The organism is Paenibacillus vulneris, assembly GCF_039543185.1.
Taxonomy (GTDB): Bacteria; Bacillota; Bacilli; order Paenibacillales; family NBRC-103111; genus Paenibacillus_S; species Paenibacillus_S vulneris.
In genome coordinates this window covers 552,325-575,953 of the sequence record NZ_BAABJG010000015.1, presented here as the reverse complement: position 1 = coordinate 575,953, position 23,629 = coordinate 552,325, and the positions used below count along the sequence as shown (strand labels likewise).

At 48.0% G+C, this 23,629-nt stretch carries 19 protein-coding genes; 17 read left to right on the top strand and 2 right to left on the bottom strand.

Features of this window, described 5'->3' with window-relative positions; all coding sequences use genetic code 11:
• The first annotated feature begins 25 nt into the window (after nt 1–25).
• Nucleotides 26–1,216: a staphylopine family metallophore export MFS transporter CntE gene (gene cntE, locus ABEA66_RS16150; RefSeq protein ID WP_345588852.1), complete on the top strand. Its 1,191-nt coding sequence runs from the start codon at nt 26–28 to the stop codon at nt 1,214–1,216.
• Between the two features lie 129 nt (nt 1,217–1,345).
• On the top strand, nt 1,346–3,106 hold the full coding sequence (dhaK, locus tag ABEA66_RS16145) for a dihydroxyacetone kinase subunit DhaK (protein ID WP_345588850.1): 1,761 nt from the start codon (nt 1,346–1,348) through the stop codon (nt 3,104–3,106).
• Between the two features lie 181 nt (nt 3,107–3,287).
• Here dhaK and ABEA66_RS16140 read toward each other — a convergent pair whose 3' ends face one another.
• Both ABEA66_RS16140 and ABEA66_RS16135 read right to left on the bottom strand, forming a co-directional pair.
• On the bottom strand, nt 3,288–4,364 hold the full coding sequence (locus ABEA66_RS16140; RefSeq protein ID WP_345588848.1) for a permease: 1,077 nt from the start codon (nt 4,362–4,364) through the stop codon (nt 3,288–3,290).
• A 150-nt stretch (nt 4,365–4,514) separates the two neighbouring features.
• Nucleotides 4,515–6,596: a helix-turn-helix domain-containing protein gene (locus tag ABEA66_RS16135; protein WP_345588846.1), complete on the bottom strand. Its 2,082-nt coding sequence runs from the start codon at nt 6,594–6,596 to the stop codon at nt 4,515–4,517.
• Nucleotides 6,597–6,856: 260 nt separating this feature from the next.
• Here ABEA66_RS16135 and ABEA66_RS16130 point away from each other — a divergent pair, with 260 nt between their 5' ends.
• From ABEA66_RS16130 to ABEA66_RS16060, 15 genes are all read left to right on the top strand, one after another.
• Nucleotides 6,857–8,095, top strand: a complete 1,239-nt coding sequence (locus ABEA66_RS16130) for an MFS transporter (protein WP_144027905.1) — start codon at nt 6,857–6,859, stop codon at nt 8,093–8,095.
• Nucleotides 8,088–9,512 (top strand): aspartate ammonia-lyase, encoded by a 1,425-nt coding sequence (gene aspA, locus ABEA66_RS16125; RefSeq protein WP_345588842.1) that lies wholly within the window; start codon nt 8,088–8,090, stop codon nt 9,510–9,512. The genes ABEA66_RS16130 and aspA overlap by 8 nt, the downstream gene beginning before the upstream one ends.
• 5 nt (nt 9,513–9,517) lie before the next feature.
• Nucleotides 9,518–10,918: a M20 family metallopeptidase gene (locus tag ABEA66_RS16120; RefSeq protein WP_345588840.1), complete on the top strand. Its 1,401-nt coding sequence runs from the start codon at nt 9,518–9,520 to the stop codon at nt 10,916–10,918.
• A gap of 29 nt (nt 10,919–10,947) precedes the next feature.
• A complete protein-coding gene (locus ABEA66_RS16115) occupies nt 10,948–11,868 on the top strand; it encodes a DMT family transporter (protein WP_345588838.1) in 921 nt (306 codons plus the stop codon).
• A 23-nt stretch (nt 11,869–11,891) separates the two neighbouring features.
• Nucleotides 11,892–13,289, top strand: coding sequence for an NAD-dependent malic enzyme (locus ABEA66_RS16110; protein WP_345588836.1), 1,398 nt, complete (start codon nt 11,892–11,894; stop codon nt 13,287–13,289).
• Nucleotides 13,290–13,584: 295 nt separating this feature from the next.
• Nucleotides 13,585–14,970: an amidase gene (locus ABEA66_RS16105; RefSeq protein WP_345588834.1), complete on the top strand. Its 1,386-nt coding sequence runs from the start codon at nt 13,585–13,587 to the stop codon at nt 14,968–14,970.
• Between the two features lie 244 nt (nt 14,971–15,214).
• Nucleotides 15,215–15,652: a DUF5946 family protein gene (locus ABEA66_RS16100; protein ID WP_345588833.1), complete on the top strand. Its 438-nt coding sequence runs from the start codon at nt 15,215–15,217 to the stop codon at nt 15,650–15,652.
• 36 nt (nt 15,653–15,688) lie between these two features.
• Nucleotides 15,689–16,540 carry a MerR family transcriptional regulator gene (locus ABEA66_RS16095; protein WP_345588831.1) on the top strand — a complete coding sequence of 284 codons (852 nt, stop codon included), beginning with the start codon at nt 15,689–15,691 and terminating at the stop codon, nt 16,538–16,540.
• Between the two features lie 112 nt (nt 16,541–16,652).
• Nucleotides 16,653–17,417, top strand: a complete 765-nt coding sequence (locus ABEA66_RS16090) for an SDR family oxidoreductase (RefSeq protein ID WP_345589313.1) — start codon at nt 16,653–16,655, stop codon at nt 17,415–17,417.
• Between the two features lie 621 nt (nt 17,418–18,038).
• Complete coding sequence (locus tag ABEA66_RS16085; protein WP_345588829.1) at nt 18,039–18,437, top strand: GyrI-like domain-containing protein; 399 nt, start codon at nt 18,039–18,041, stop codon at nt 18,435–18,437.
• Between the two features lie 795 nt (nt 18,438–19,232).
• Entirely contained in the window at nt 19,233–19,646 is a 414-nt protein-coding gene (locus ABEA66_RS16080) for a DoxX family protein (protein WP_345588827.1), read from the top strand.
• A gap of 90 nt (nt 19,647–19,736) precedes the next feature.
• Nucleotides 19,737–20,066, top strand: a complete 330-nt coding sequence (locus ABEA66_RS16075) for an ArsR/SmtB family transcription factor (protein WP_079915057.1) — start codon at nt 19,737–19,739, stop codon at nt 20,064–20,066.
• Nucleotides 20,063–20,485, top strand: a complete 423-nt coding sequence (locus ABEA66_RS16070; protein ID WP_079915056.1) for an SRPBCC family protein — start codon at nt 20,063–20,065, stop codon at nt 20,483–20,485. The genes ABEA66_RS16075 and ABEA66_RS16070 overlap by 4 nt, the downstream gene beginning before the upstream one ends.
• Before the next feature lie 230 nt (nt 20,486–20,715).
• On the top strand, nt 20,716–22,971 hold the full coding sequence (locus tag ABEA66_RS16065) for an ATP-binding cassette domain-containing protein (protein ID WP_345588824.1): 2,256 nt from the start codon (nt 20,716–20,718) through the stop codon (nt 22,969–22,971).
• Between the two features lie 135 nt (nt 22,972–23,106).
• Entirely contained in the window at nt 23,107–23,604 is a 498-nt protein-coding gene (locus ABEA66_RS16060) for a DinB family protein (RefSeq protein ID WP_345588823.1), read from the top strand.
• Nucleotides 23,605–23,629 lie beyond the last annotated feature (25 nt).

Below are 23,629 nucleotides of genomic sequence, written 5' to 3'. Positions count from 1 at the left end.
TGCTATTGGGGGAGGAGCGGAAGGAATGAAGGGAGCCTTATCCTGGCCGTTTATACGGCTGTATTTGCTCACGCTATTTTATTTTAGCGGCAATTCAATTATTAATGTCATTATTCCTTTGAGAGGCGAAGCTCTTGGCGCATCCAATACTGCGATAGGCATTATTATGGGGGCCTATCTGTTTACCACTATGATTTTCCGCCCTTGGGCCGGCGGGCTGATTCAGCGCTACGGACCAGTTAAGCTGCTGCGTCTCATCTTGATCGTCAATGGAGCCGCCCTTGTAACGTATGCATTTACCGGACTTGGTGGCTATTTCGTCGCGCGAGTACTGCAGGGAGGATGCACCGCTTTTTTCTCGATGGCCCTGCAGCTCGGCATTATTGATGCGCTCCCAGACAAGGAACGTTCACAAGGTATATCCATGTATTCCCTTTGCTCCTATCTACCCGGTGTAATCGGCCCTTTGCTTGCCATTGGCATTTGGCAGTCAGGGGATACGAATGTATTCGCATCCGTCATGATCGCCATTGCCGTGCTGTCTGGGGTGGCGGGCTTTACAGCGACATTGGACAATCCGTCCGTCAAGACTGCAGGAAATTCGGATGTGCCGAATCAGGGAACAGAGATGCTGCAATCCTTTACTCAATTGGTGAAGAATCGGCTATTGTTTAAAAGCAGTGTCCTGATGTTAAGTGCTTCCCTGATCTTCGGCACAGTAACCACCTTTATTCCGTTATATGCCGAGCTGATTACCGGCGGAAGTGCGGCTTTTTATCTCATGCTGCAGGCAGCTGTGGTCGTTTCCGCACGCTATGCGCTGAGGAAAAAAATCCCCTCTGATGGTAAATGGCATTCTTTCTTTATCACGGCTACTATGCTGCTGGTCGCAGCGGCTTCGCTTAGCGTCAGTCTAGCTGCCTCAGGCGGGGCTGTTCTGTTTTATGCAGGCGCGATTTTGATGGGTATCGCCCAAGCTCTGCTTTATCCGACACTGACGACTTACTTGAGCTTTGTATTACCGAAGGAGAACCGGAATGTATTGATGGGCTTGTTTATCGCAATGGCAGATCTGGGTGTGGCACTTGGCGGCATTGTGATGGGGCCAGTGGCAGACCTGTCCAGCTACTCCATGATGTATATGCTCTGCGCGGTACTTGGTGCGGCGATGATATGGGTTGCTTACGAGCGGCGGTCTAATAAGCACGGAACATGACATTTATGTAAACGAAGTCAAACTGGTTGTACATCATATTTGATGTTACAATGAATCCGATCCATATTTTCACTACTGCCTTACATACTTTCAGATAGAGTCGATAATCTATGAAAAGGATGGGATTCTATGAAGAAAATCATGAATCGGCCGGAAACGCTCGTGAGAGAAATGTTAAACGGCTTCGTTATGGCACATCCGGGCTTGGAGTATAACAGCAAATATACATTTATCAAGAAAGAGACGATTCATCCGAACAAAGTCACCCTGATCAGCGGCGGGGGAAGTGGTCATGAACCGGCACATGCCGGATTCGTGGGCAAGGGCATGCTGGATGTCGCCGTGTGCGGCGATGTTTTCGCTTCACCGTCCCAGATTCAGGTGTATCAGGCGATCAAAGCGTCGGCAAGCAGCAAAGGCACACTGCTCATTATCAAAAATTACAGCGGCGATATGATGAATTTTAACAATGCGGCTCATCTGGCTTCCGAAGACGGCATCAAGGTCGACTATGTGAAGGTGGACGACGATATTGCAGTTGAGGACAGTCTATACACTGTCGGAAGAAGAGGCGTGGCTGGAACCGTTCTGGTTCATAAAATCGCAGGAGCGGCGGCGGAAGTAGGCATGTCCCTGGAGCAGGTGAAGGCAGCGGCCCAGAACGCCATCGACAATGTCAAAAGCATAGGTTTTGCGCTTACCTCCTGCACCGTACCGGCCAAAGGGAGTCCAACCTTCGCGCTTGACGAGCAAGAAATGGAATATGGCGTCGGCATTCATGGGGAACCCGGTATTCGGCGGGAAAAGCTTCTCCCTGCGGACGAGCTTGCGGCACGCATGGTGACAGAGCTGCTGCATAGCTTGGAAATCAGCGGCAATCACGGCGATGAGGTGGCTGTACTGGTCAACGGGTTCGGCGGTACCCCGCTGCAGGAGCTGTATCTGCTTAACAACGCGGTGATGAGGGAGCTGGAATCACGAAAGGTGAAGGTTTATAGGGTGTTCGTCGGCAATTACATGACGAGCATCGATATGGCGGGGGCTTCACTGAGCATCATGAAGCTGGACGCTCAGCTAAAGCGGCTATTGGCTGAAGAGTGTGATACCCCTGCCTTGGTCGTAAGAGGACCCATTGAACCGGTGCAGTTCAGCAGTCTATCTAATGAGGCAGAGCACCACAGTCCCACAGATTTCGGCATGGTAACCAGTGAGGAGCATGCGGTGGTGCGGGATGGGAAGCTGTCCCTTAACAACCTGATTTATTTGATCGATAAGATGAGCGAGATTGTCATTAAGAACGAGGTACCGTTCTGTGAGCTGGATTCCCATGCCGGCGACGGCGACTTTGGGATGAGCGTGGCCAAGGGCTTCAGGCAGCTGAAATCGGAATGGGACGAAATCATTTCCCAAGCGAACGATATAGGTGCTTTCCTGGATGCATGCTCTCTTATTATTATGGAGCACTGCGGCGGAGCATCCGGACCGATCTGGGGATCGGGATTCCGTGCGGCAGGTAAATATGCGAAAGGCAAGAAGGAACTGACAGTACCGGAAATAGCCGGGATGATGAATGCGGCGGTACAAGGAATCCAGGCTACGGGAGAACGCTCCTTTGGCCGGGGGGCGGTAGTCGGTGATAAGACTCTTATTGATGCTCTTGTTCCTTATGCTCAAGCGTGGTCGAAGGCGGCCGATGACCGAACCGATTTGATAACGGCAGGAATAAAGGCGGCCGAGGCGGCAGTAGAAGGCGCCAAGAAGACCGAATCCATCGCAGCTCGTATGGGAAGGGCGGGGACGGTAGGCAATCGAAGCATCGGCTATCCGGATGCCGGGGCCTATGCGCTTGGCGTGATATTTAGCGGACTCGCCGGCTCACTCAAAGCGTAAGCTGCTGCCCGCCGTCACAAGTTAGGGCCTTGGCTTCGGGGCCGAATCAGCTGCTTTGTTGGCAGTATTATAGTGGTAACAAAAATGCCGCATGTTCTATGACTGAACATGCGGCATTTTATATGCACTTGTTATCAAGCGTCGCTGCAGGCAAGAGAGCATTTGCTCATTAGGTCCCTCTTTACAGCAGCAGCATGCCTGTAACACCACAGGCGATCCCGAGAAGAACGACTGCGCAGCCGACGAAGACCAGGACCCGGGTTGGAAATGATTTGGAAATCATCAGAAGCGAAGGCAGGCTGACCGCCGGCAGCGTTAGCAGCAGCGCCGAAGCGGGACCTGCTCCCATCCCGAAGGACATCATGGTCTGAACGATGGGAATTTCCCCTGCTGTCGGAATGACGAACAGCGTGCCAGCGATGGCGAATCCGATAATAGCCAGCAGGCCGCCTCCCGCTTCACCGGCTGCCGGGAACAGCCAGGCTCTGACGGCGCCGAGCAGCAGCACGGCTATAACATAAGCCGGAACAATATGCAGGATCATGTGCCATGCGCTGCGAAGCCAACGGGTGAGCAGGGAGCCGGAGGGCTCTTTGCTCTGCTCTTGAGCAAGCCGGTTTATTTCCTCCGGCGGATTGGAGCTGTCAGCGAACCGGTTGGCAAAATGGCTGACGCCAAAGGTCAGGATCAATCCGAATACTAGGCGAAGCAGCGTAAATTTCCACGAGAGTACAAAGGTCATGAATACAAGCGTTGCCGGGTTCAGTGTCGGATTTCCGAGCCAGAAGGCGAGGCTTGCTCCGACCGAAGTATTCTTCCTGCGTAAGCCGACGGCCAACGGCGCCGCGCAGCAGGTGCACATCATACCTGGCAGAGATGCCATGCCCGCCAGAGCGGTGCTTTTAAAATTGCTTTTCCCCAGCATGCGAAGCAGCCAGCCGGAAGGAATTAACACCTGCAGCAGGGAGCCGAGTACAATACCCAAGACGGCGGCCTTCCATACGGAGGCATAATAAGCTTTGGCATACTCCCACGCACTGGTCCATGAGGGATCGGGAGCTATGGGTTTGGTGCCAGAGATGATAGATGCTCCTATCGTATGCTTGACGGCGGCATCTAACGCTTTATGATAATACGGAAGCCATTTGACGTAGGTTAATCCAGCCACAGCTATGGCTATGAAGATCGCAATATAAAGGGCGAGTCTCACTTTGCTATGTGCCGGTTCGTGATCAGATGCACTACTATACTGGGACATATATTCCTCCAAGTGAATTTGAATAATGGATTGATTAACGAGAAGTTTCGGATTCCATTATATCATGAGTGCGAAGAAGGAAAAGCTCATTTCGACATCGCCGCTTGCCCTGTCTGATCCTGCATGCCTAATGAACACTGCTGGTTACTTCTATACAAATGTATTTTTCAAATGGCAGGCAAGCTGAATCTTTAGCATATCTTCAGGATCGTCCAGACTAAGATCAAGCAATTCTTCAATCCTTTTCATCCGCTGATAAAAGGAATTGACATGAATATGAAGCTTCCTGGCGGTTTCAACTGCAGATTGATTCAAAGAAATATACAGCATCAAGGTTTTTTCCAATTCCTTGCTTTGATTTTTGTCTGTTCTTAGCGGCGCAAAAATCTCATTAATATATTTCTCGATTTCTTGAATAGGCTGATTAAGAAAAAAACGGTTAATCCCGATTTCTTCATAGCGCATCAGGCCGTAATTATTTTTGCTCCTCGCAAAGGCTACCGTCTTATTCGCTTCATTGTAGCTCTTACTAATATCCTCCAAGTCTTGGTAGGCTGAACCGATTCCTCCGCGTAATAAAAGCTGGTCTGTTTTCTCCCACTCTTTAATGACGGTTGAGATCAGATGAATGGTTTTGTCAACTTCAGCCGGATCATGAACGGATACCAGGAATTTCACTTTATTATAATCCCCATAAATTAACTTATTAACTTGGACAAGCTCTTTATTCAGCCGTGAAATGAAGCGTTGGATCTTAGCTTCTACCTCGTAGGGCTCAGTCAGCTCGGGAATTTCACATATCACGATAAATGAATAGGAAGAGAAGGTAAGGTTGAACTGCCTTCCTTTTGCAATAATCTGCTCATGATTTTGCATGTTCAAGATTTGGTTGAAAAAGTCATCCGCTTTTTTGTACTGCAGCTCGGTCACGGATATTTTTTTGACGATTTCAAGCGCCAGAACAGAGCCGCTCTGTTCCACTGTAATAATATCCATCGGAGAAAGAGGATGAGAAACGGTCACGAGAATACAGCCCAGCAGCACTTTGCCGACAGTGATTGGGTATAAGAAATAATCCTGGTTCATTATTTTTATAGACAAAGGCGAGAGCTGCTGCTGGTTCGCAAATAACTCGGATATCATATCAAAGCTGACCGGCACTTTGCTCTCATGCTCTTTATAAATTGCATTATCCAGGAAATCAATATAGGCAACCGGCATACCCAAGATCAGGTTGATCTCGTGAATCATTTTCTGTATCCCTTTATTTTTAAGAGATAGCTGTGTTAACGTATCGTGAACATTGATTCTCTTTTGCAACAAAAGATTGTTGTCTTCTAACTTCTTACTCAACGCCGTCACCTGCTGCAAGCGCAAATGGGTTTCCTCATACAGCTTTGCATTATGAATGGCAATGGCAACCTGGGAGGCAAAGCCTTGCAATAGCTTGATATCCCGATGGGTAAAGTTTCTTTTCTTGTGAAATTGCAGCAGCGTTAAGGTTCCTATTCGCGTATCGCCCGAGGAAACGGGAACAATGATAAGGGCGTTGGCCTTTTCGCTTGTTTGTACAAAATTAGCATTTTGCGAGGAAATGTTGGTATAATCCGCCTCCATTTCTTGTCTGGAATGATAAATTCGCGGAATCCCGTCGGAGAATACTTTCCCTGAAATAGCCTCGCCGCTCCTCGTTTTATATTGGGCAATGGAATCATCAAAGCCAATGGCAGCCAGAGGATTCAGCAGGGAGCTTTGGCTGTCATACAATCGAAAAATCCCTGCATCGCCCGCGGATATAACCGTCAGAGCGCTTCGGATGATTTGTTGGAGAAGCTTATTCAGATCCAGCGTAGAAGTCAGCGCTCCGATCCCTTCAATCATTTTGTCCAATTCCAGGTCCTTCGTTGTTAAGAGCATTTGATGATGAAAATCCCGACAAAGAAGATACAGCTGCTGTAGTTCGAGCTCGTCCAGCCGTGTATCGCTATTTGAGAAATAAACAACCATTTGGAGCTCATCCTCAAATGTAATATTCATGTAAGAAATATCAGGTTGATAGGTAAACTGATACTGCTGCTCTTTACTAACAGGAAATGGATGCGTTTGCATCTCGAGTTCTTTGTCGCCCGACAGTACCAAATCCAATGCGTTGTGCTGTCCATACCAAACTTGATATGCGATTCGGCTGAGCTTATGAAAGATGAATGACTCCAGTGATGTAAGGTATTTCATGACAGTTTGCTCCTTATATAGTGTAAACCTACATTATTCATCTTATTTCTCGTTAATAAGCTACATAGCTATTATTTTACTATAGTATAAAATATTTATTAAGTGTTGAATATATCGATTTTCCTTAGATTTTTCTACGCTTGTGTCATGAAAAGTAACAAGGGGGATAAGGAGGCTGACGAAACGCAAGAAAATATTGTTAAGAAAGCATGATAATGGCAATGAGAAGCTTTGCACAATTCAAAAATGGAGTGATAAGGATGAGGCAGGATATTACCAATAAGAAGAAATACGCCATTCTGCTTGTTTTATTTTTTGCTTGGATTGTAGGTTATTTTGATAAGGTTTCCATTAATGTTGCCATCATTCCGATTACGAAGGACCTTCAGCTAACGCCTGATAAAGCGGGTCTCATCCTAAGCAGTTTTTTCCTGAGCTATGCCCTTATGCAGCTTGTGGGCGGTTATCTGGCCGATAAATTCGGCGCAACCAAAGTATTGTCTGGTGCTATATTCACCTGGTCGATTTTCACTGGAATCACGGGGTTTGCAAACTCTTTCGCAAGTTTAATTGCTTCCCGTATTATGGTTGGTGCTGGGGAAGGCTCTTTTCCTACAGCAAGCTCCGTTGCCATAGCCAATACATTTCCCAAGGAACAACGGGCACGGGCCAAGTCTGTTGTACAATCCGGCAGCTCGGTTGGCATTGCCATAGGATCTATTGTCGTTGCAACGATGACAGCTTCACTTGGCTGGAGGATCATGTTTTATGCGCTTGCCGTCATAGGATTTTTAATCGCGATTCTGGTCTGGTTCGTTCTCAGATCCTCTGAGAATAGAGCAGGGACAGAGCAAGAGCAGTCTGAAAAGCAAGTGAATAAAGTTCCGGTCAAAACCATCTTAAAAACCTCCATGGTTTGGAAGCTGCTCATCGTTTACTTTTTTGCCAATGTCGTATTCTGGGGGCTGCAAAGCTGGCTGCCTTCCTACTGGGTCAAAGTAAAGGGCTTGAGCATGGTTTCAATGGGCGTCTACTCTTCAATCCCGGCGATTCTAGGCTTTGTATCTTTTCTAGTCAGCGGTTGGGTGCTGGACAAGTATATGCTTGGAAAAGAGAAGTTCATTATCATTGGCGGAGCCTTGCTATCAGCCGTTTTCATCTACTTGATGTTTAATGCCAGCTCTGTGCCTCTCGCTTTCACGTATTTGACATTAACGAATGTGTTCCTGAATCCAGTCAGCATTACGGTATTTATATTACCGCTAAAGCATATGGCCAAAGACTCTGTCGGTACGGCGACGGGGATCATTAACGCAGGCGCTCAGGTGGGTTCCATTTTATCGCCAACCATCATGGGCTATCTGATAGGTTCAACAGGCAACAACTACAATGTTGCTTTCATGTTTCTTGTTATTTCCTGCATTGTGATGCTCTTGGCCGGGTTCACAATCAACACGAAAAAAAGTCTGCAATTGAACAAGGAGACACCGCATGTTTAATGAACAGCTGAGAATGGAAAAGGATTTTCTCGGCGAGAAGGCCGTGCCGCTGCACGCTTATTATGGAATACAAACCATGAGAGCGGTTGAAAATTTTCCGATTACCGGCTATACGCTTCACAAAGAGCTGATTGTAGCTATGGCTATGGTCAAAAAGGCGGCCGCCCTCGCAAATATGGAGATGAAACAGTTGAATCCTCGTCTAGGGAACGCGATTGTGGAAGCTGCTTCAGAAATCATTTCGGGCAAATGGCATGATGAATTTATAGTAGATCCGATTCAGGGAGGCGCTGGCACCTCCATTAATATGAACGCCAATGAAGTCATTGCCAATCGGGCGATCGAAATCTTGGGCGGGTCCAAAGGAGATTACTTCACTTTAAGCCCTAATACGCATGTAAACATGTCTCAATCTACCAATGATACGTTCCCGACAGCGCTTCATCTTGCCGTCTTGTCCTTGATCGACAAGCTTCTAGTTACCATGAAAGAACTTCACGGGACGTTTTTATCAAAAGCACGCCAGTTTGACGCCGTCATTAAAATGGGACGAACCCACTTGCAGGATGCGGTTCCGATTCGGCTCGGGCAGGAATTCGAAGCGTACGGCCGAATGCTCGGAAGAGATATAAAGCGTATTCAACGGACCCGTGAGGATTTGTACGAGGTAAACTTGGGTGCCACAGCGGTCGGTACAGGCCTCAATGCGGATCCTCACTATATTCGCAAGGCCGTCGAGGCATTGGCCGAAATTAGCGGGTTTCCGCTTGTAAATGCCGAGCATTTGCCGGATGCTACCCAAAACACGGATGTGTACACAGAAGTCTCCTCCGCTTTAAAAGTATGCATGATGAACATGTCCAAAGCGGCCAATGATTTGCGGTTGATGGCATCCGGACCGAGAGCAGGATTGGGGGAAATTATACTGCCAGCTAGGCAGCCAGGCTCGTCCATCATGCCCGGCAAGGTCAATCCTGTCATGTGCGAGGTCGTGAATCAGGTTGCTTTTCAAGTCATCGGCAACGATCTGACGATTTCGCTGGCATCGGAAGCCGGGCAATTGGAGCTGAATGTGATGGAACCGGTATTAATGTTCAATCTGCTGCAATCGTTAAGCATGATGAACCAGGTGTTCCAAGTATTCCGTACGCATTGCCTGGAAGGAATCGAAGCCAATGAACAAATATGTAAGGACTATGTGGACAAAAGTGTAGGCGTATTGACTGCATTGAATCCGCACTTGGGCTACGAAACGGCAGCGCGTATTGCTCGGGAGGCCATCCTCACAGGAACATCCGTACGCGAGCTTTGCCTGCTGCACAACGTGCTCACGGAAGAAGAATTGGAACTCATTTTGGACCCTTACCAAATGACGGAACCGGGAATAGCCGGAAAAATATTACTTGATATGGAGTGAACTGCATGAATTTCCATGAACAGATCTCAGCGATCATTGACCAGAAGAAACAGAAGCTTATTGAGGTTAGCGATAGCATTTGGGGATTTTGTGAAACCCGATACGAAGAACATAAGTCTGCGGAGATGATGGCCCGAGCTCTTGAAGAAGAGGGATTCACGGTTGAGCGCAGCGCTGGGGGAATTCAGACCGCTGTAGTCGGTACGTATGGCACGGGTAAACCAGTTGTAGCTATTTTAGGAGAATTCGACGCATTGTCAGGATTGAGCCAACAAGCGAATGCAGCAGTTAAACAGCCCATACAGGAAGGCGGGAACGGCCATGGCTGCGGACATAATCTGTTGGGCACAGGCTCGCTTGCGGCAGCGATTGCAGTTCGTCATTACATGGAGCAGCAAGGGTTAAAAGGAACGGTACGCTACTACGGCTGTCCCGCGGAAGAAGGCGGGGGCGGCAAAGCGTTCATGGCTCGCGCCGGTCTATTCCAGGATGTCGATGTAGCTTTCACCTGGCACCCATGGGATGAGAACCTTGCCTATAACGCAAGAATGCTTGCTACATGCCAAGTGTATTTTAAATTCAAGGGCATTAGCTCTCACGCATCAGCAAGTCCGGAATTAGGCCGCAGCGCATTGGATGCCGTGGAATTGATGAATGTAGGGGCAAACTTCCTGCGGGAGCATATCATTCAGGACGCAAGACTTCATTATGCCATTACTAATACCGGTGGTTATGCTCCAAACGTGGTTCAATCCGAAGCGGAGGTCCTATATAAAATTCGTGCGCCCAAAATGGATCAAGTTCGCGAAATTCTCACGCGAGTCATCGATATCGCACGTGGAGCTGCTCTAATGACCGGTACGCAGATGGAAATGCAGTTCGATGCGGCTTCGGCGGATTTAATTCCTAACATCACGCTAGGTTCAATGATGCACAAGCAGTTTGTGCAAATCGGAGGCGAGAGCTATTCCGAAGAAGAAATCAGCTTTGCCCAATCGATTCAGGCAAGCTTCTCGGAAGTAGAGATGAAGCCCGTACACAAAGCCAATGGAAAGGTGCTATCGGTAGATGTGAATCCTTATAATCCGGAGCCTGGTTTCCTTGCTGGATCTACAGACGTTGGTGATGTCAGCTGGATTGTTCCAACAGGTCAAGTCTACGTAACGACCTGCGCATACGGTACACCGCCACACAGCTGGCAGATGGTTGCACAGGGCACTTCGTCCATTGCTCACAAGGGAATGCTTCTGGCCGGTAAAGTTATCGCTTCATCCGCCATTGAGACTATGCTGCATCCGGAAATTATAGAGCAAGCGAAGGCAGAGCATCAAGAACAGCTGGCAGGCGAGACTTACCAGTCCATGATTCCGGCTGAAGCCGTACCGGCTCCGATCCGGCGCGCATAATACGTTTGATCAGGGAAGGAATATTCGTTTTGAAGCAGCTATCACCGATTCGGCAAACTGGATTGATCGCAGCACTTGTTATCCTATGGGGCGTATCGTTTCCTATTAATAAAATGATGCTGCAATACACACCGCCCCTGCTGTTTGCAGGCATGCGAACGTTGGCAGGTGCTATTCTTCTCGTGCTGCTAATGCTTCCTAAGCGTAAGCAAATCCAATGGAAGCAGCACAAGCATGTTTATATCCTATCTTCCTTACTTAACGTTGTCTTATTTTTTGGACTGCAGACCTACGGATTGAAAATGATGTCTTCAGGACTTTTCTCGGTGCTTGTTTATTTGCAGCCTGTTCTGGTTGCTTTATTCGCCTGGATTTGGCTCAGGGAGCATATGTCGGTTTTGAAGGGAATTGGGCTTACATTTGGCATTCTAGGTGTTGCGGCAATAAGTACTAGAGGAGAGGCAGGGCATATTTCCACTATTGGAGTGATGTTGGGAATAGGCACTTCGATCAGCTGGGCATTGGGTACCGTTTATGTAAAGAAGGTCAGCTCTGTTGTCCATTTCATGTGGTTAGCCGCATTGCAATGTTTGATTGGCGGCATCATTCTCATCATCGCAGGGACATTGGCAGAGCCATGGAGTGCAATTCAATGGAACCCGATATTTTGGTCCGGGCTGGGATTTAGCAGCATCTTTGGGGTAACAGGTTCCTGGATTCTGTACTTTACCCTTGTCAATTCCGGCGAAGCCAGTGTGGTGACTTCGTATACATTTCTAGTACCCATAGTATCGGTTTTGACAGGGATGCTGTTTTTACATGAATCCTTTACCGTGTATTTATTGCTAGGATTGATTTTTATCGGGATCAGTATCGGCATGGTCAATCTTAAACCCAAATCGTCCCCGTTAAAATCAGGGAAACGTAAGATTCTTAACAAATTAGACTGAGTCATATGAACAGGAGTAAAGACATGGCCTATAACAATATCGTGGTCCGGTTAGAATTAACAGGTGTATCCTTCGGAGATGTGGCAACGGCAATAGGCAGAGCCGGCGGAGATATCGTGTCCATTGATGTCATTCGTTCAGGCGAAGCGTCATCCATCCGGGACATCACTTTTGAGGTGCGGGATTCACAGGAAACTCAAGTTATCGATTCGTTAAAAGCGATAGAAGGGATCCGAATCATTAATGTTTCGGATCGTACCTTCCTTACCCATATCGGCGGCAAAATCTCAGTGGAATCCAAAATCCCCGTGAAAAATAGGGACGATTTATCCAGAGTATATACGCCGGGCGTTGCCCGAATATGCTCCGCTATTCATGAAGATGAGTCCAAAGCGTACTCGTTAACCATAAAAAGAAATACGGTAGCCGTGGTCACAGACGGGACGGCCGTTCTTGGTTTAGGGGACATAGGGCCTTATGCGGCGGCACCTGTAATGGAAGGCAAAGCGATGCTGTTTAAACAGTTTGGCGGGGTGGATGCTTTTCCCATTTGCTTGAATACAACGGACACGGAGGAAATAATCCGTACGATAAAGGCAATCAGCCCTATATTTGGCGGGATCAACCTCGAAGATATCGGTTCTCCAAGATGCTTTGAAATTGAAGCAAAGCTGGCGGAGCAGCTAGATATTCCTGTATTTCATGATGACCAGCACGGTACGGCCGTTGTTGTCGTAGCGGGTTTAATTAATGCACTGAAGGTTGTCGGGAAAAGAATGGACCAAGTCCGGGTGATTGTGAACGGTATTGGAGCGGCTGGCGTCTCCATCTGCAAAATGCTGCTGGGTGCCGGAGTTAAGCGTCTTGTTCCTATTGATGTCGAAGGGGCTATTGTACGAGGAGGCCGCTACTCGCAGGCAATGTGGCAATGGCTTGCAGATCAGCCTGAGGTGGAGAATCAGGAAGGGAGCTTGAAGGAGCTAATAGCTGACGCGGATGTATTTATCGGAGTATCCAGAGGCGGCTTGCTCTCAGCAGCTGATATTAAGCGCATGGCGCCCCAAAGCATTGTGTTCGCTATGGCCAATCCTAATCCAGAGATTACTCCGGAGGAAGCTCTGCCTTATGTGAAGGTTTATGCAACAGGCCGCAGCGACTATCCTAACCAGATCAATAATGTCCTTGTGTTTCCAGGTATTTTTAGAGGAGCGCTTGATTGTCAAGCAAGTACAATTAACGAACCGATGAAGCTTGCAGCGGCAAGGGCTATCGCAGCTGTCGTGTCGAAATCAGAGTTAAACGAGCAGTATATCATTCCAAGCATCTTTAACGAGCAAGTCGTTACGAAGGTGAGACATGCCGTTATCGAAGCGGCGATTATTACGGGAGTTGCACGGCGGACCCCGCCTGAATTTAGATAATATCGTAAAAGGGAAAGCCATTCTTCTTTATCGGAGGATGGATTCATGAATCAGTAACCGGGCATGCATTAGCAGTAAACTGTTGGAAGATGAAGGAGCTGACCTTTGGGGTTAGCTCTTTTTTTTGATCTTTAACTTTTTTATCAGCAGCGGAAGTCTATTTTTTGGCCATCGTTCTTCTTCCCCATACGGAAACTATCAGTTTTGCATAAAATAGCACATTGAAGCAAGGCATACAGTTGCTAGATTCCTAGGAACCAGTCTTGCTTCAAGTATAAGCAAAGGAGAGGGAAGCATGGCACGTAAATCGATTCAGGAGCTTCAGAATGGTTATGCGAATCATCAGTTTACGCCTCTAGAAATAACCAGGCATTATTTGAAGCGCATCAAACGAAAAGAGGGGGCACTTAACGCCTTTATTACCGTATCGAAGGAAAGAGCGGTCAAGGAAGCCAAAATTGTCGAAGCTATAGAGAAGGCTGGGGATCAGACGGGGATTTTGTACGGAATTCCGCTTTCGTACAAGGACAATATCGATACCAAGGGAATCCGTACTACCTACGGCTCCTCCATCGATGCGAACAACGTTCCAGACAAAGACGCAGCCGTAGTCCGCAAGCTGCTTCAAGAGGATGCAATTACTCTGGGGAAAAATAACATGCACGAGTACGCCCTCGGCATTACCTCGAACAACCCTCATTACGGGCCGGTTCATAATCCATGGAATCTGGAGTATACACCGGGCGGCTCTAGCGGGGGATCGGCTGCTGCCGTAGCTGCGGATCTGAGTGTGGCGTCGATCGGGACCGATACCGGCGGGTCTGTACGTATCCCGGCCGCGTCGTGCGGCGTTGTCGGACTTAAACCCACCTATAACAAAATTCCGACACAAGGGGTATTTTACGTTTCCTGGACGCTCGACCATGTCGGTCCGTTAACTGCCAATATGACGGATTTGGCCATCATGATGGAGGCGCTGACGAATCAGAGCTACCTGCCTTATCTGAAGCAGGATATACGCGGGCTGCGCGTCGGTGTCCCAACGAGCTTTTTCAACGAGCATATCGAAGCGGAGACGTATCAGCTGTATCTCGCTGCCTTACATGCGCTGGAGCAGCTCGGCGCGCTCTTGATCGAAGTGGACGTTTCGTTCATCCATGGCTATCAGCAAAAAATATTGAACATCGCAGCCTCCGAAGCGGGTTATGTTCATCGCGAGCGGATGGAATGCTGCTTGTCCCAGTACGGAGCGGATGCAAGAGCGCTGCTGGAATCTTCGCTTATGATCACTTCCCGACAATATATTGATGCTTTGAAGGCAAAGAAGGACTATATGAAGCAATTCGGACGGCTGTTCCGCGAACAAATCCAGGTGTTAGCAACTCCGACGATTCCGATTGCAGCGAGAAAAATCGGGGTCGAACAGGTCCAATTCGGCTCTTATACCGAGAGCCTCTTTGACGCGATGACCCGCTATACCGAAATATTCAATGCCGTAGAAACTCCTGCGCTTTCCATCCCATGCGGCATAACAAGCGAAGGGCTGCCTGTCGGTTTGCAGCTGGTAGCCGCCTGGGGAAGGGAAGACCGGCTGATTCGCGCGGGTTATGCATACGAACAAAACCAACTGGCTGACTTCTACCGAATTCGGGACGAAATTTGCGCCGGGTATCATGCTTAACAAGTCGAACGGAGCAGGGCTATCTAGCCTTCCAAAAGGGGAACCGGCGGTTCCTCTTTTTTTTGCATGCAGCGAATAACACACCGGATCCATCAGGTATTGGAGTGACTTTCAAGATTAGCAGAATGGACAGCCATTGACGAAGAATGGTGGAATACAGCTATAATTCATTTACATGCTGAACCGAAACCATATCAACTCCTTTGCGTCTATCATTTATTGAATTGAATGGAGGAACAATGCGATGTCGACCTGTACTGTATGCGGTGCTGTCCTTCTCGAGGGGAAGACGTGCGAAACGATATTTAACGAATTTATGGCGCTTGAATTCATGGACCCCGGTTACGGACGGGTCCACTTTCTCACTGTCGCCTGCTACATGGTTCAACATAAGCGCTACAGTGATGCTGCGTATGTCTGGATACAATCAGCGTTACGGAACTATCTGGAGAAAGCCTATACTATAGAATGGATTCTTCAGGATGCCGCCCAAGGACCAGGAAGCACCAAGGATATCCTGCGGAATCAGGCTGATCCGACTCTGCCCAAGGTAGAGTGGACCATGACCATTGCTGACGTGGCTGCGCAGATGGATGACGCAGAAAGCTATTGCCAGCTCATTGAGAGATGGGCACATATCACACTGAAAGAAATGGGACCGCTCATATTGAATAAAGGATAGATAAAGGGATCAACAGGTGAAAAAGGAGGATATGGGATGTTCAAGATCGGGGAGTTCTCCAAGCTTGCGGGCGTGACGGTGAAGACGCTGAGACACTACGACCAGTTGGGACTATTAAAGCCCATACATATAGATGAGGAATCGAAGTACCGCTACTATACAGCGGAACAACTGCTAACTGTCCGCCGCATTGCGAGTTTTAAAGAGCAAGGTCTGACCCTTGAGCAAATGCGGCCCCTCATGGCCGATTCAGCCGCACTGTCTGATGCGGAATCTATGCTGAAGGAGAAACGGGAAGAACTGAAGCGTCTAATACAAGCCATGGAGCGGCAGGTCGTAGAGATTGACGAGCGGCTCGTGCAGCTTGATCGAATATCCGAAACGACGGAGCTGGTCAAAGAAGAGGAGGAGGGATTCGCATTGCAGCGTGTAGAGCCGATTCTCGCGGCTTCCATACGTGAGCAGGTTCCGAAAGACCATTTGTGCTTACTGCTCGATGAACTGAAGCAATACGTCCGAGGGTACGGGGAGCAAGCGGATCATATGGTGATGATTGTTTGGCACCGACGAGCTGACGGCAGCAGCTCACTTTCAGATATAGAGGTTGCTATCCCTTTATCAAAGCCTATCCCGTACGGCCATAGGGTCAAGGTTGGCATTTTGCCAGGCTTAGAGATGGCTGCTTCACTCAAGCATCTCTGCGATCCGTACCTTGACGATTGCAGAGCAGAGGAAGAACTGCAAGGTTGGATAATAGCCGAAGGCTATCGGCGGCTTGAGGCGGAACCAACCCGGGAGGTCTTCTTGACGTCGGATAAGGATATCTATGGCCGTTTACGTCTTGCAGAGGCTATTGTGCCTGTGGAGCCTTTGCCGTCCGACGTGTGAATCCCTTTTTCGATTAGAAAAAAAATGATTTTACAAATCGGCTTGACTCTACCCTTTAGGGGAGGGTTTAGAATGGTGTTAACCATTCAATAAGGAGTGATTTGTAATGAGTATGAAACGTTTGGAGAACCGTATCGCAGTCGTCACTGGAGCAAGCAGGGGGATAGGAAGAGCCATAGCGGTCCGGCTTGCTTCCGAGGGGGCGTTAGTTGCCGTACATTACGGCAGACGGCGGGAGGCTGCAGACGAAACGGTCCATACAATCGAAGCGGCAGGTGGCAAAGCCTTCGCCGTCGGTGCCGAGCTGGACTCCCTGGATGGAGTTTACCAGCTGTTGAAGGGTATGGACGAGGAACTTATTCGCCGAACCGGCAGCAATCAGTTTGATATTCTTGTCAATAATGCGGGCATTGGCACTTCTTCGTCGTTTCAAGATACGACCGAGGCGGATTTCAATCAAGTGTTCGAGGTTAACGTTAAAGCTCCGTTCTTCCTCGTTCAGAAGTCGCTGGACCGTCTGCGAGATGGCGGGCGTATCATTAATATTTCATCTGGGGTTACACGTATTGCTTATCCTCATCTCATGGCCTATAACTTAACCAAAGGCGCGATCAATACGTTCACCCTGCATTTGGCTCAGTTGTTGGGACCGCGGGGAATCACCGTGAATGCGGTTATGCCCGGTATCGTCGACACGGATGTGAATGCATCATGGCTCCACACTCCGGACGGTCGCAAGCATGCCGAAGAGATGTCGGTACTCGGCCGCGTTGGCGAGCCTTCGGACATCGCTGATATTGTCGCGTTCGCGGCATCACCGGATGGACGTTGGATAACCGGGCAGATGCTTGACGCCACCGGCGGCTCACATTTGTGAATGGGGCGTTTTTGGAACATTACGACTGCTGTCAACATAAAGCGAATCCTTCTATTGATCGAAACTGTGGCTCACGGAGTGCTGTCATCGCGGAACGAAGTGTTTGTCAAGAAAATCGCGAGCTAATCAAGTATATATGTAATGATGAGAACGTAAGCGTCCCCGGCCGATGACCGCTGTCATCCCGGGGACGTCCGTATGGAATGGAACCAATTACGGCTTCGGCACTACCAGATCCTCGGCGATTCGGACGGAGCATATCCTTAATGTTTTGTTTGCTGCTTCATGCCCACAGCAGTCTACAGAAAAGAATGAAAGGTGCGTTCTTATTGGGTCAGGTTCGCATGCCGCTGCCTTCATTAAAATTTGTTACTCTAATTTATAGCACATATTTTTGCAATTTCCTTATTATCAACATTAAAGTTTAACCGAGTCATTTATTATTTAGCTTTATTAAAGAATAATCTTGTTTGATACTCTTCCAAATTCTTGATATAATAAAATAGGAACAAACATTCGTAAATGATATTTGAATTGGCAGAAACTTACCACAGTTTGAGTCTGTTAAAATTTAATGTGTAATTATTGGCCCAAAAAGGGTAGCCGGAGGAAAGAACAATTATGAAACTAACCATTATTAATGATGTGCGAACTAATAATTTTAATGATGATCTTTTATTGCAAAAGATTACAGGATTGTGGGAAGAGGCTTCTAATAGTCTGACTAATCGAGAAATTATTATCTATGGTGTCTATCATGATTACGAGAGTGACTATAAAGGGGACTATACTTTAAGTGTTGGTTTTGAAGATAGCACAAGTGAATCTTCAATTGAAATACCAGATAACGCTGAATATGAAATTTTTAATGTGGATTCAGCAGAAGAACAAGGAGTTATAAACACTTGGAAGAAAATATGGGAACGTGAGAATTCTGGTACCTTGAAAAGAGCGTACACATACGATTTTGAGAAATATTATCCCAATGGGGAAATTGAGATTTACATAGCAATTAAGTAAATCAAGCAGGCGAAATTTGCACTTATATGATGGGGAAACCCAAAAGGATGCGGATCAGCATTTTTCGAAGCCAGCAAAACGTGATGATGGAGATAAGGGAATCAAGTGTACCTATACCGAACACGACCCTTAAGCCATGCAGATCGATGGTGTTTTACCAGAAGGGCCTAGGTAGACTAAGTGGGTGTTTTTTGCTCTTAGCTTCTTTTATTGATTTAAGGATTCCCAACCGGAATTCATTTTGTCGGTCAAACGAAATAATCCCCGAATATTAGGGTAGGTGCCTAAATTAAATTACATAAATTAAAAACGTGCCACTTAGGAAATAATTCTACAGCCGGAAGGCCATTTAACATGCTCAGCTTGCGGACTAGCTGTACAAGGTAAGAAATTGAAGAAAATGTCTGCAGGAGCTAAGTAAAATTTTAAAATCTACTCCCTCGATTATGACGGAAAGCGCCATGAAGATGGCAGTGCGCTTGTCACATCCGGCGAACCGTGGTGTACGGATCGAACACTGTGCCAGAGCTCCCGAGGCTTATCAGCAGACTCTTCGCGTATTCTTTCAAAAAGCTTGATAGTACCAATGAAACCCGATTCTTCAGAAGCGCTTTTTTCTGGGGATTGGGTTATTTTTTGTTATAAAAATCCTCATTTATAAACGCTATTGACACGACACCAAAAGGTGTCATATAATCAAAGTGTCACTAAATGGTGTCCAATTGGCAGTTTGTCATTTGAAAAGCTTGAAGCCTGAACTCGTTTCGATTGAAAATCATTAGGAGGAGGATACAAATGAGTAATGTTATCGGTGCGCAAACAATAGTGAGAGTAGAAACCCAGCCCCGAGGAAAAATAATTGCTTACTGGTCAGTCACCTTATTGCTAGCTGCAGCAGTTATGTTAAGCGGTATCGGACAATTGATGCAATATGGAGGTAACATCGAGTTAGTGACGAGTCTTGGTTACCCTGTATACATTTTGACCATTCTTGGGGTCTGGAAAGTGCTTGGAGCCATCGGTCTTGTCGTGCCAGGTTTTCCTCGGCTTAAAGAATGGGTTCATGCAGGCATCTTCTTTCTCATGACGGGTGCGGCTTTATCTCATGCATTTGCTAACGACTATGGTGATTACGGGTTTCATATTATCCTCCCGCTTTCATACGCTGCCTTAAATATTGCCTCGTGGGCGCTGCGTCCGAAGAGCTGAATACTTTAAATGGGAGGTGAAATAAAACGGCTATCCCTTTGTATCTACCATTGATTACTACACAGAAAATACGATTTTGGAGGGGGTGCTATGAGCGATAACAACCATTCGCGGGATGTGTTTGACGCGATTGCAGATCCAACCAGGCGCCAGCTCATTCGTTTAATAGCAGAGGCCGGGGAGATACCGCTTCACGAATTAACGTCGCATTTTCAAATGGGTCGTACCGCGGTATCCAAGCATTTGACCATCCTGAAAGAAGCCGGGTTGGTACATGACCGAAAAGTCGGCAGAGAAACACGATTTAGGCTTAATGCCGCTCCACTCAGAGAAATTCAAGATTGGGTCGCTTTTTACAGCAGGTTCTGGAGTATGAATATGCTTCGTTTAAACCAACTATTAGAGGAGGAAGAGGAATGAGTTTAGCATTAGCGTTAGATTTTCAATACACGACAACGATCGAGAAGCTTTGGTCCGCTTTAACCGATTCAAGCAAGCTTGCCAAATGGGTGGTCAATATCCACTCAGGTCAGGCAATGGAAAATGATTTTAAACCTATCGTAGGACACCGTTTTCAGTTTCGCACTCAGCCGACTGAATGGTGGAATGGAATTATTGACGGCGAAGTGCTTATCGTGGAAGCACCAAACCGTTTGTCCTATACTTGGGCCAGCGGAGGGGAGAAACACACGGTCACCTGGACACTTCAGGATTTAGGGAACGGAAAGGTAAACCTTCATCTCGATCAAACCGGATTCGCCAATGTTCAAGGACTTGAAGGCGCCAAGTATGGCTGGGGAAAATGGTGCGGCGAGCTTGAAAAGGTTTTGGAGCAATAAACCCTGATCATCATAAACCGGCTGCATGAGAAAATGCAGGCCGGTTTATGTCTGCTTCGGACAATTGTCATTTTGGGCAAAATAGTGAATCCATTGAAGATAGAGAACGTGAGGGGGTGTGCAGCTTAATCATCCAGTTGTAAAAAATGGACAGACCTTAAGTATCTGTACACGATGAATGATACAATGTGAATAGAAGTAAAAGTGAACATATCGGAAGGGCGTGAATCATGAGCACAGCTGATCAGGAGTACATCATAATCTCAGGAGCGAGGGAAAACAATCTCAAGAATGTGTCCTTACGCATTCCCAAACGGAAGATTACCATTTTTACCGGGGTTTCTGGTTCCGGTAAGTCATCGATCGTATTCGATACTATTGCCGCCGAATCCCAAAGACTGCTGAATGAAAACTTCAGCATGTTCGTCCGCAACTTTTTGCCGCGTTTTCCGCAACCGGATGCAGACGCGATTGAGAACCTGAGCATGGCTGTTATCGTGGATCAGAAGCGGTTGGGCGGCGGTTCTCATTCCACGATGGGCACGATAACCGATATCTCTCCTATTCTCCGTCTGCTCTTTTCCCGAGTCGGTCAGCCCTATGTTGGACAAGCGCATATGTTCTCGTTTAACGATCCGCAAGGCATGTGTCCCGAGTGCAACGGGATTGGCCGCAGTTTGCGCATCGATATGAGCAAGGCCGTTGACATGTCAAAGTCATTGAATGAAGGAGCGATCTTGCTCCCCGGTTATTCGGTGGATAGCTTGGATTTGACGATGCTTGTGCAATCAGGGCCCTTCGATCCCGACAAAAAGCTGAGTGATTATCCGGAGGAGGAGCTGGACCAACTGCTGTACGGCAAGGCAAAGAAAGTGGCGACACAGTTCGGCGGTAAGACGATGAACATTACGGTGGAAGGCTGCATCGAGAAGTTTACTAATAAGTATATCAAACGTGATGTAAAGACGATGTCCGAGCGGACACAACAAACGGTTACGCCGTTTATCACCGAGGGCACTTGCCCCAGCTGCCACGGTGCGAGACTCAGTCAGGCCGCGCTCAATTGCAGAATCAATGGATACAATATTGCGGAGCTGTCCTCCATGGAGGTCGGGGATCTGATCCGCGTCATTAAGGAGATTGATGACGCGATCGCCGCTCCAATCGTCAAGTCGCTATCAGAGAGGCTGCAGCATCTGGTTGATATCGGACTTGATTACTTAACGCTGGACCGGGAGACAGATACATTGTCCGGCGGCGAGTCGCAGCGCGTCAAGATGGTGAAGCATTTGAGCGGCAGTCTGGTGGATGTCACTTATATCTTCGATGAGCCGAGCGTTGGCCTGCACCCGCGTGATGTACACCGGTTAAACGAATTGCTTTTGAAGCTGCGAGACAAGGGCAATACCGTGATTGTTGTCGAGCATGATCCCGATGTGATTAAGGCGGCGGATCATATCGTCGACGTCGGCCCTCACGCCGGCAGCCGCGGCGGCTCCATCGTATATGAAGGAAGCTTTCAAGGCCTGCTGGAGTCAGGTACACTGACAGGCACCCATATGAAGCGGCCGCTCCAGCTGAAGCACAACTGCAGGAAGCCATCCGGCAAGCTGACTATCAAAAATGCCACACTTCACAACCTTCGGAACGTGAGTGTGGATATTCCAACCGGAGTGCTTACCGTAGTGACGGGTATCGCCGGCTCGGGCAAGAGTACACTGATTAACGAGGTATTCCTTGGTAAGCATCCGGATGCGATAGTCATCGATCAATCGGCGGTAGGAGTGTCAACCCGCTCGAATCCCGCAACTTATACAGGCATTATGGATGATGTGCGCAAGGCGTTTGCTTCCGCGAACAAGGTCAGCCAAGGCTTATTCAGCTTCAACTCCAAGGGAGCCTGTGAGAATTGCCAAGGGCTGGGAGTTGTCTATACAGACCTGGCATACCTAGACAGTCTGAAGCTGCCTTGTGAAGTATGCGGAGGCAGACGTTTCAAGGAAGAGGTGCTTGCATATAAACTAGACGGCAAGTCAATTGCAGATGTGCTGGAGATGACGGTAGAGCAGGCATTGGAATTTTTTCAGCTAAAAGAGGTTGTACGCAAGCTCCAGGCTATGTGTGATGTGGGGCTAAATTATATTACACTCGGCCAGCCGCTCAGCACGCTCTCGGGCGGGGAATGTCAACGCATCAAGCTGGCAAGCGAGCTGCATAAGAAGGGCAGCATCTATGTGATGGACGAGCCGACGACCGGCCTGCATATGTCAGATATCGGTCATCTTCTGGGGATCATGAACCGCCTCGTTGACGCCGGGAATACGGTGATCGTCATCGAGCACAATCTCGAAGTGATCAGTCAAGCAGATTGGATCATCGATATGGGACCGGAAGGAGGAAGCAAGGGAGGTCAGGTGGTATTCGAGAGTACACCTTCGCAGATCATCCATGCGGAGCGATCGATCACGGGAAAATACTTGGGGTAAATTCCACATTAACTGACAAGGTTTGTCAGTGGATTGATTTTATACTTGGATTAAGAAGAGTGAAACATCCTGTAGAGATTTACAACACCGCCGTTTCGAGTGTATGCTAACCCTATTAAAGGAGGAGAAGAATCTATGATAAAACAATTGATTATCGGAGACGCCAAGCAAGAGCTTGCCGCTACACGCCGTATCCTTGAACGCTTGCCCGAGGAGCATATGAACTGGAAGCCGCACATGAAATCAATGACGTTAGGCGGATTATCCACGCACTTAGTTAACCTGGTGAACTGGCAAATCGCGATTTTCCTTTCCGCTGAATTAGATCTCTCAACTTTACCGGACCGCCGGGAAGCTTTGGAGAATCGCGAAGACGTACTGAAGGAATTTGATGAGAACCTTGTCAAGCTTGAAGAGCTATTAGCCGATTGCGACGAGAAAACACTCGGGGAGGAATGGACCTTACGACACGGTGACCATGTCATCCTGCGCCAACCGCGGGCGATCGCGCTGCGTACCTTTGGATTAAGTCATATGGTCCATCACCGTGCGCAGCTCGGGGTATATTTGCGGCTGCTTGATATTCCAGTGCCAGGCTTTTATGGCCCCTCGGCTGACGAAGAAAGTAAATGAACTACGATGTGCCTGATAGACGAAG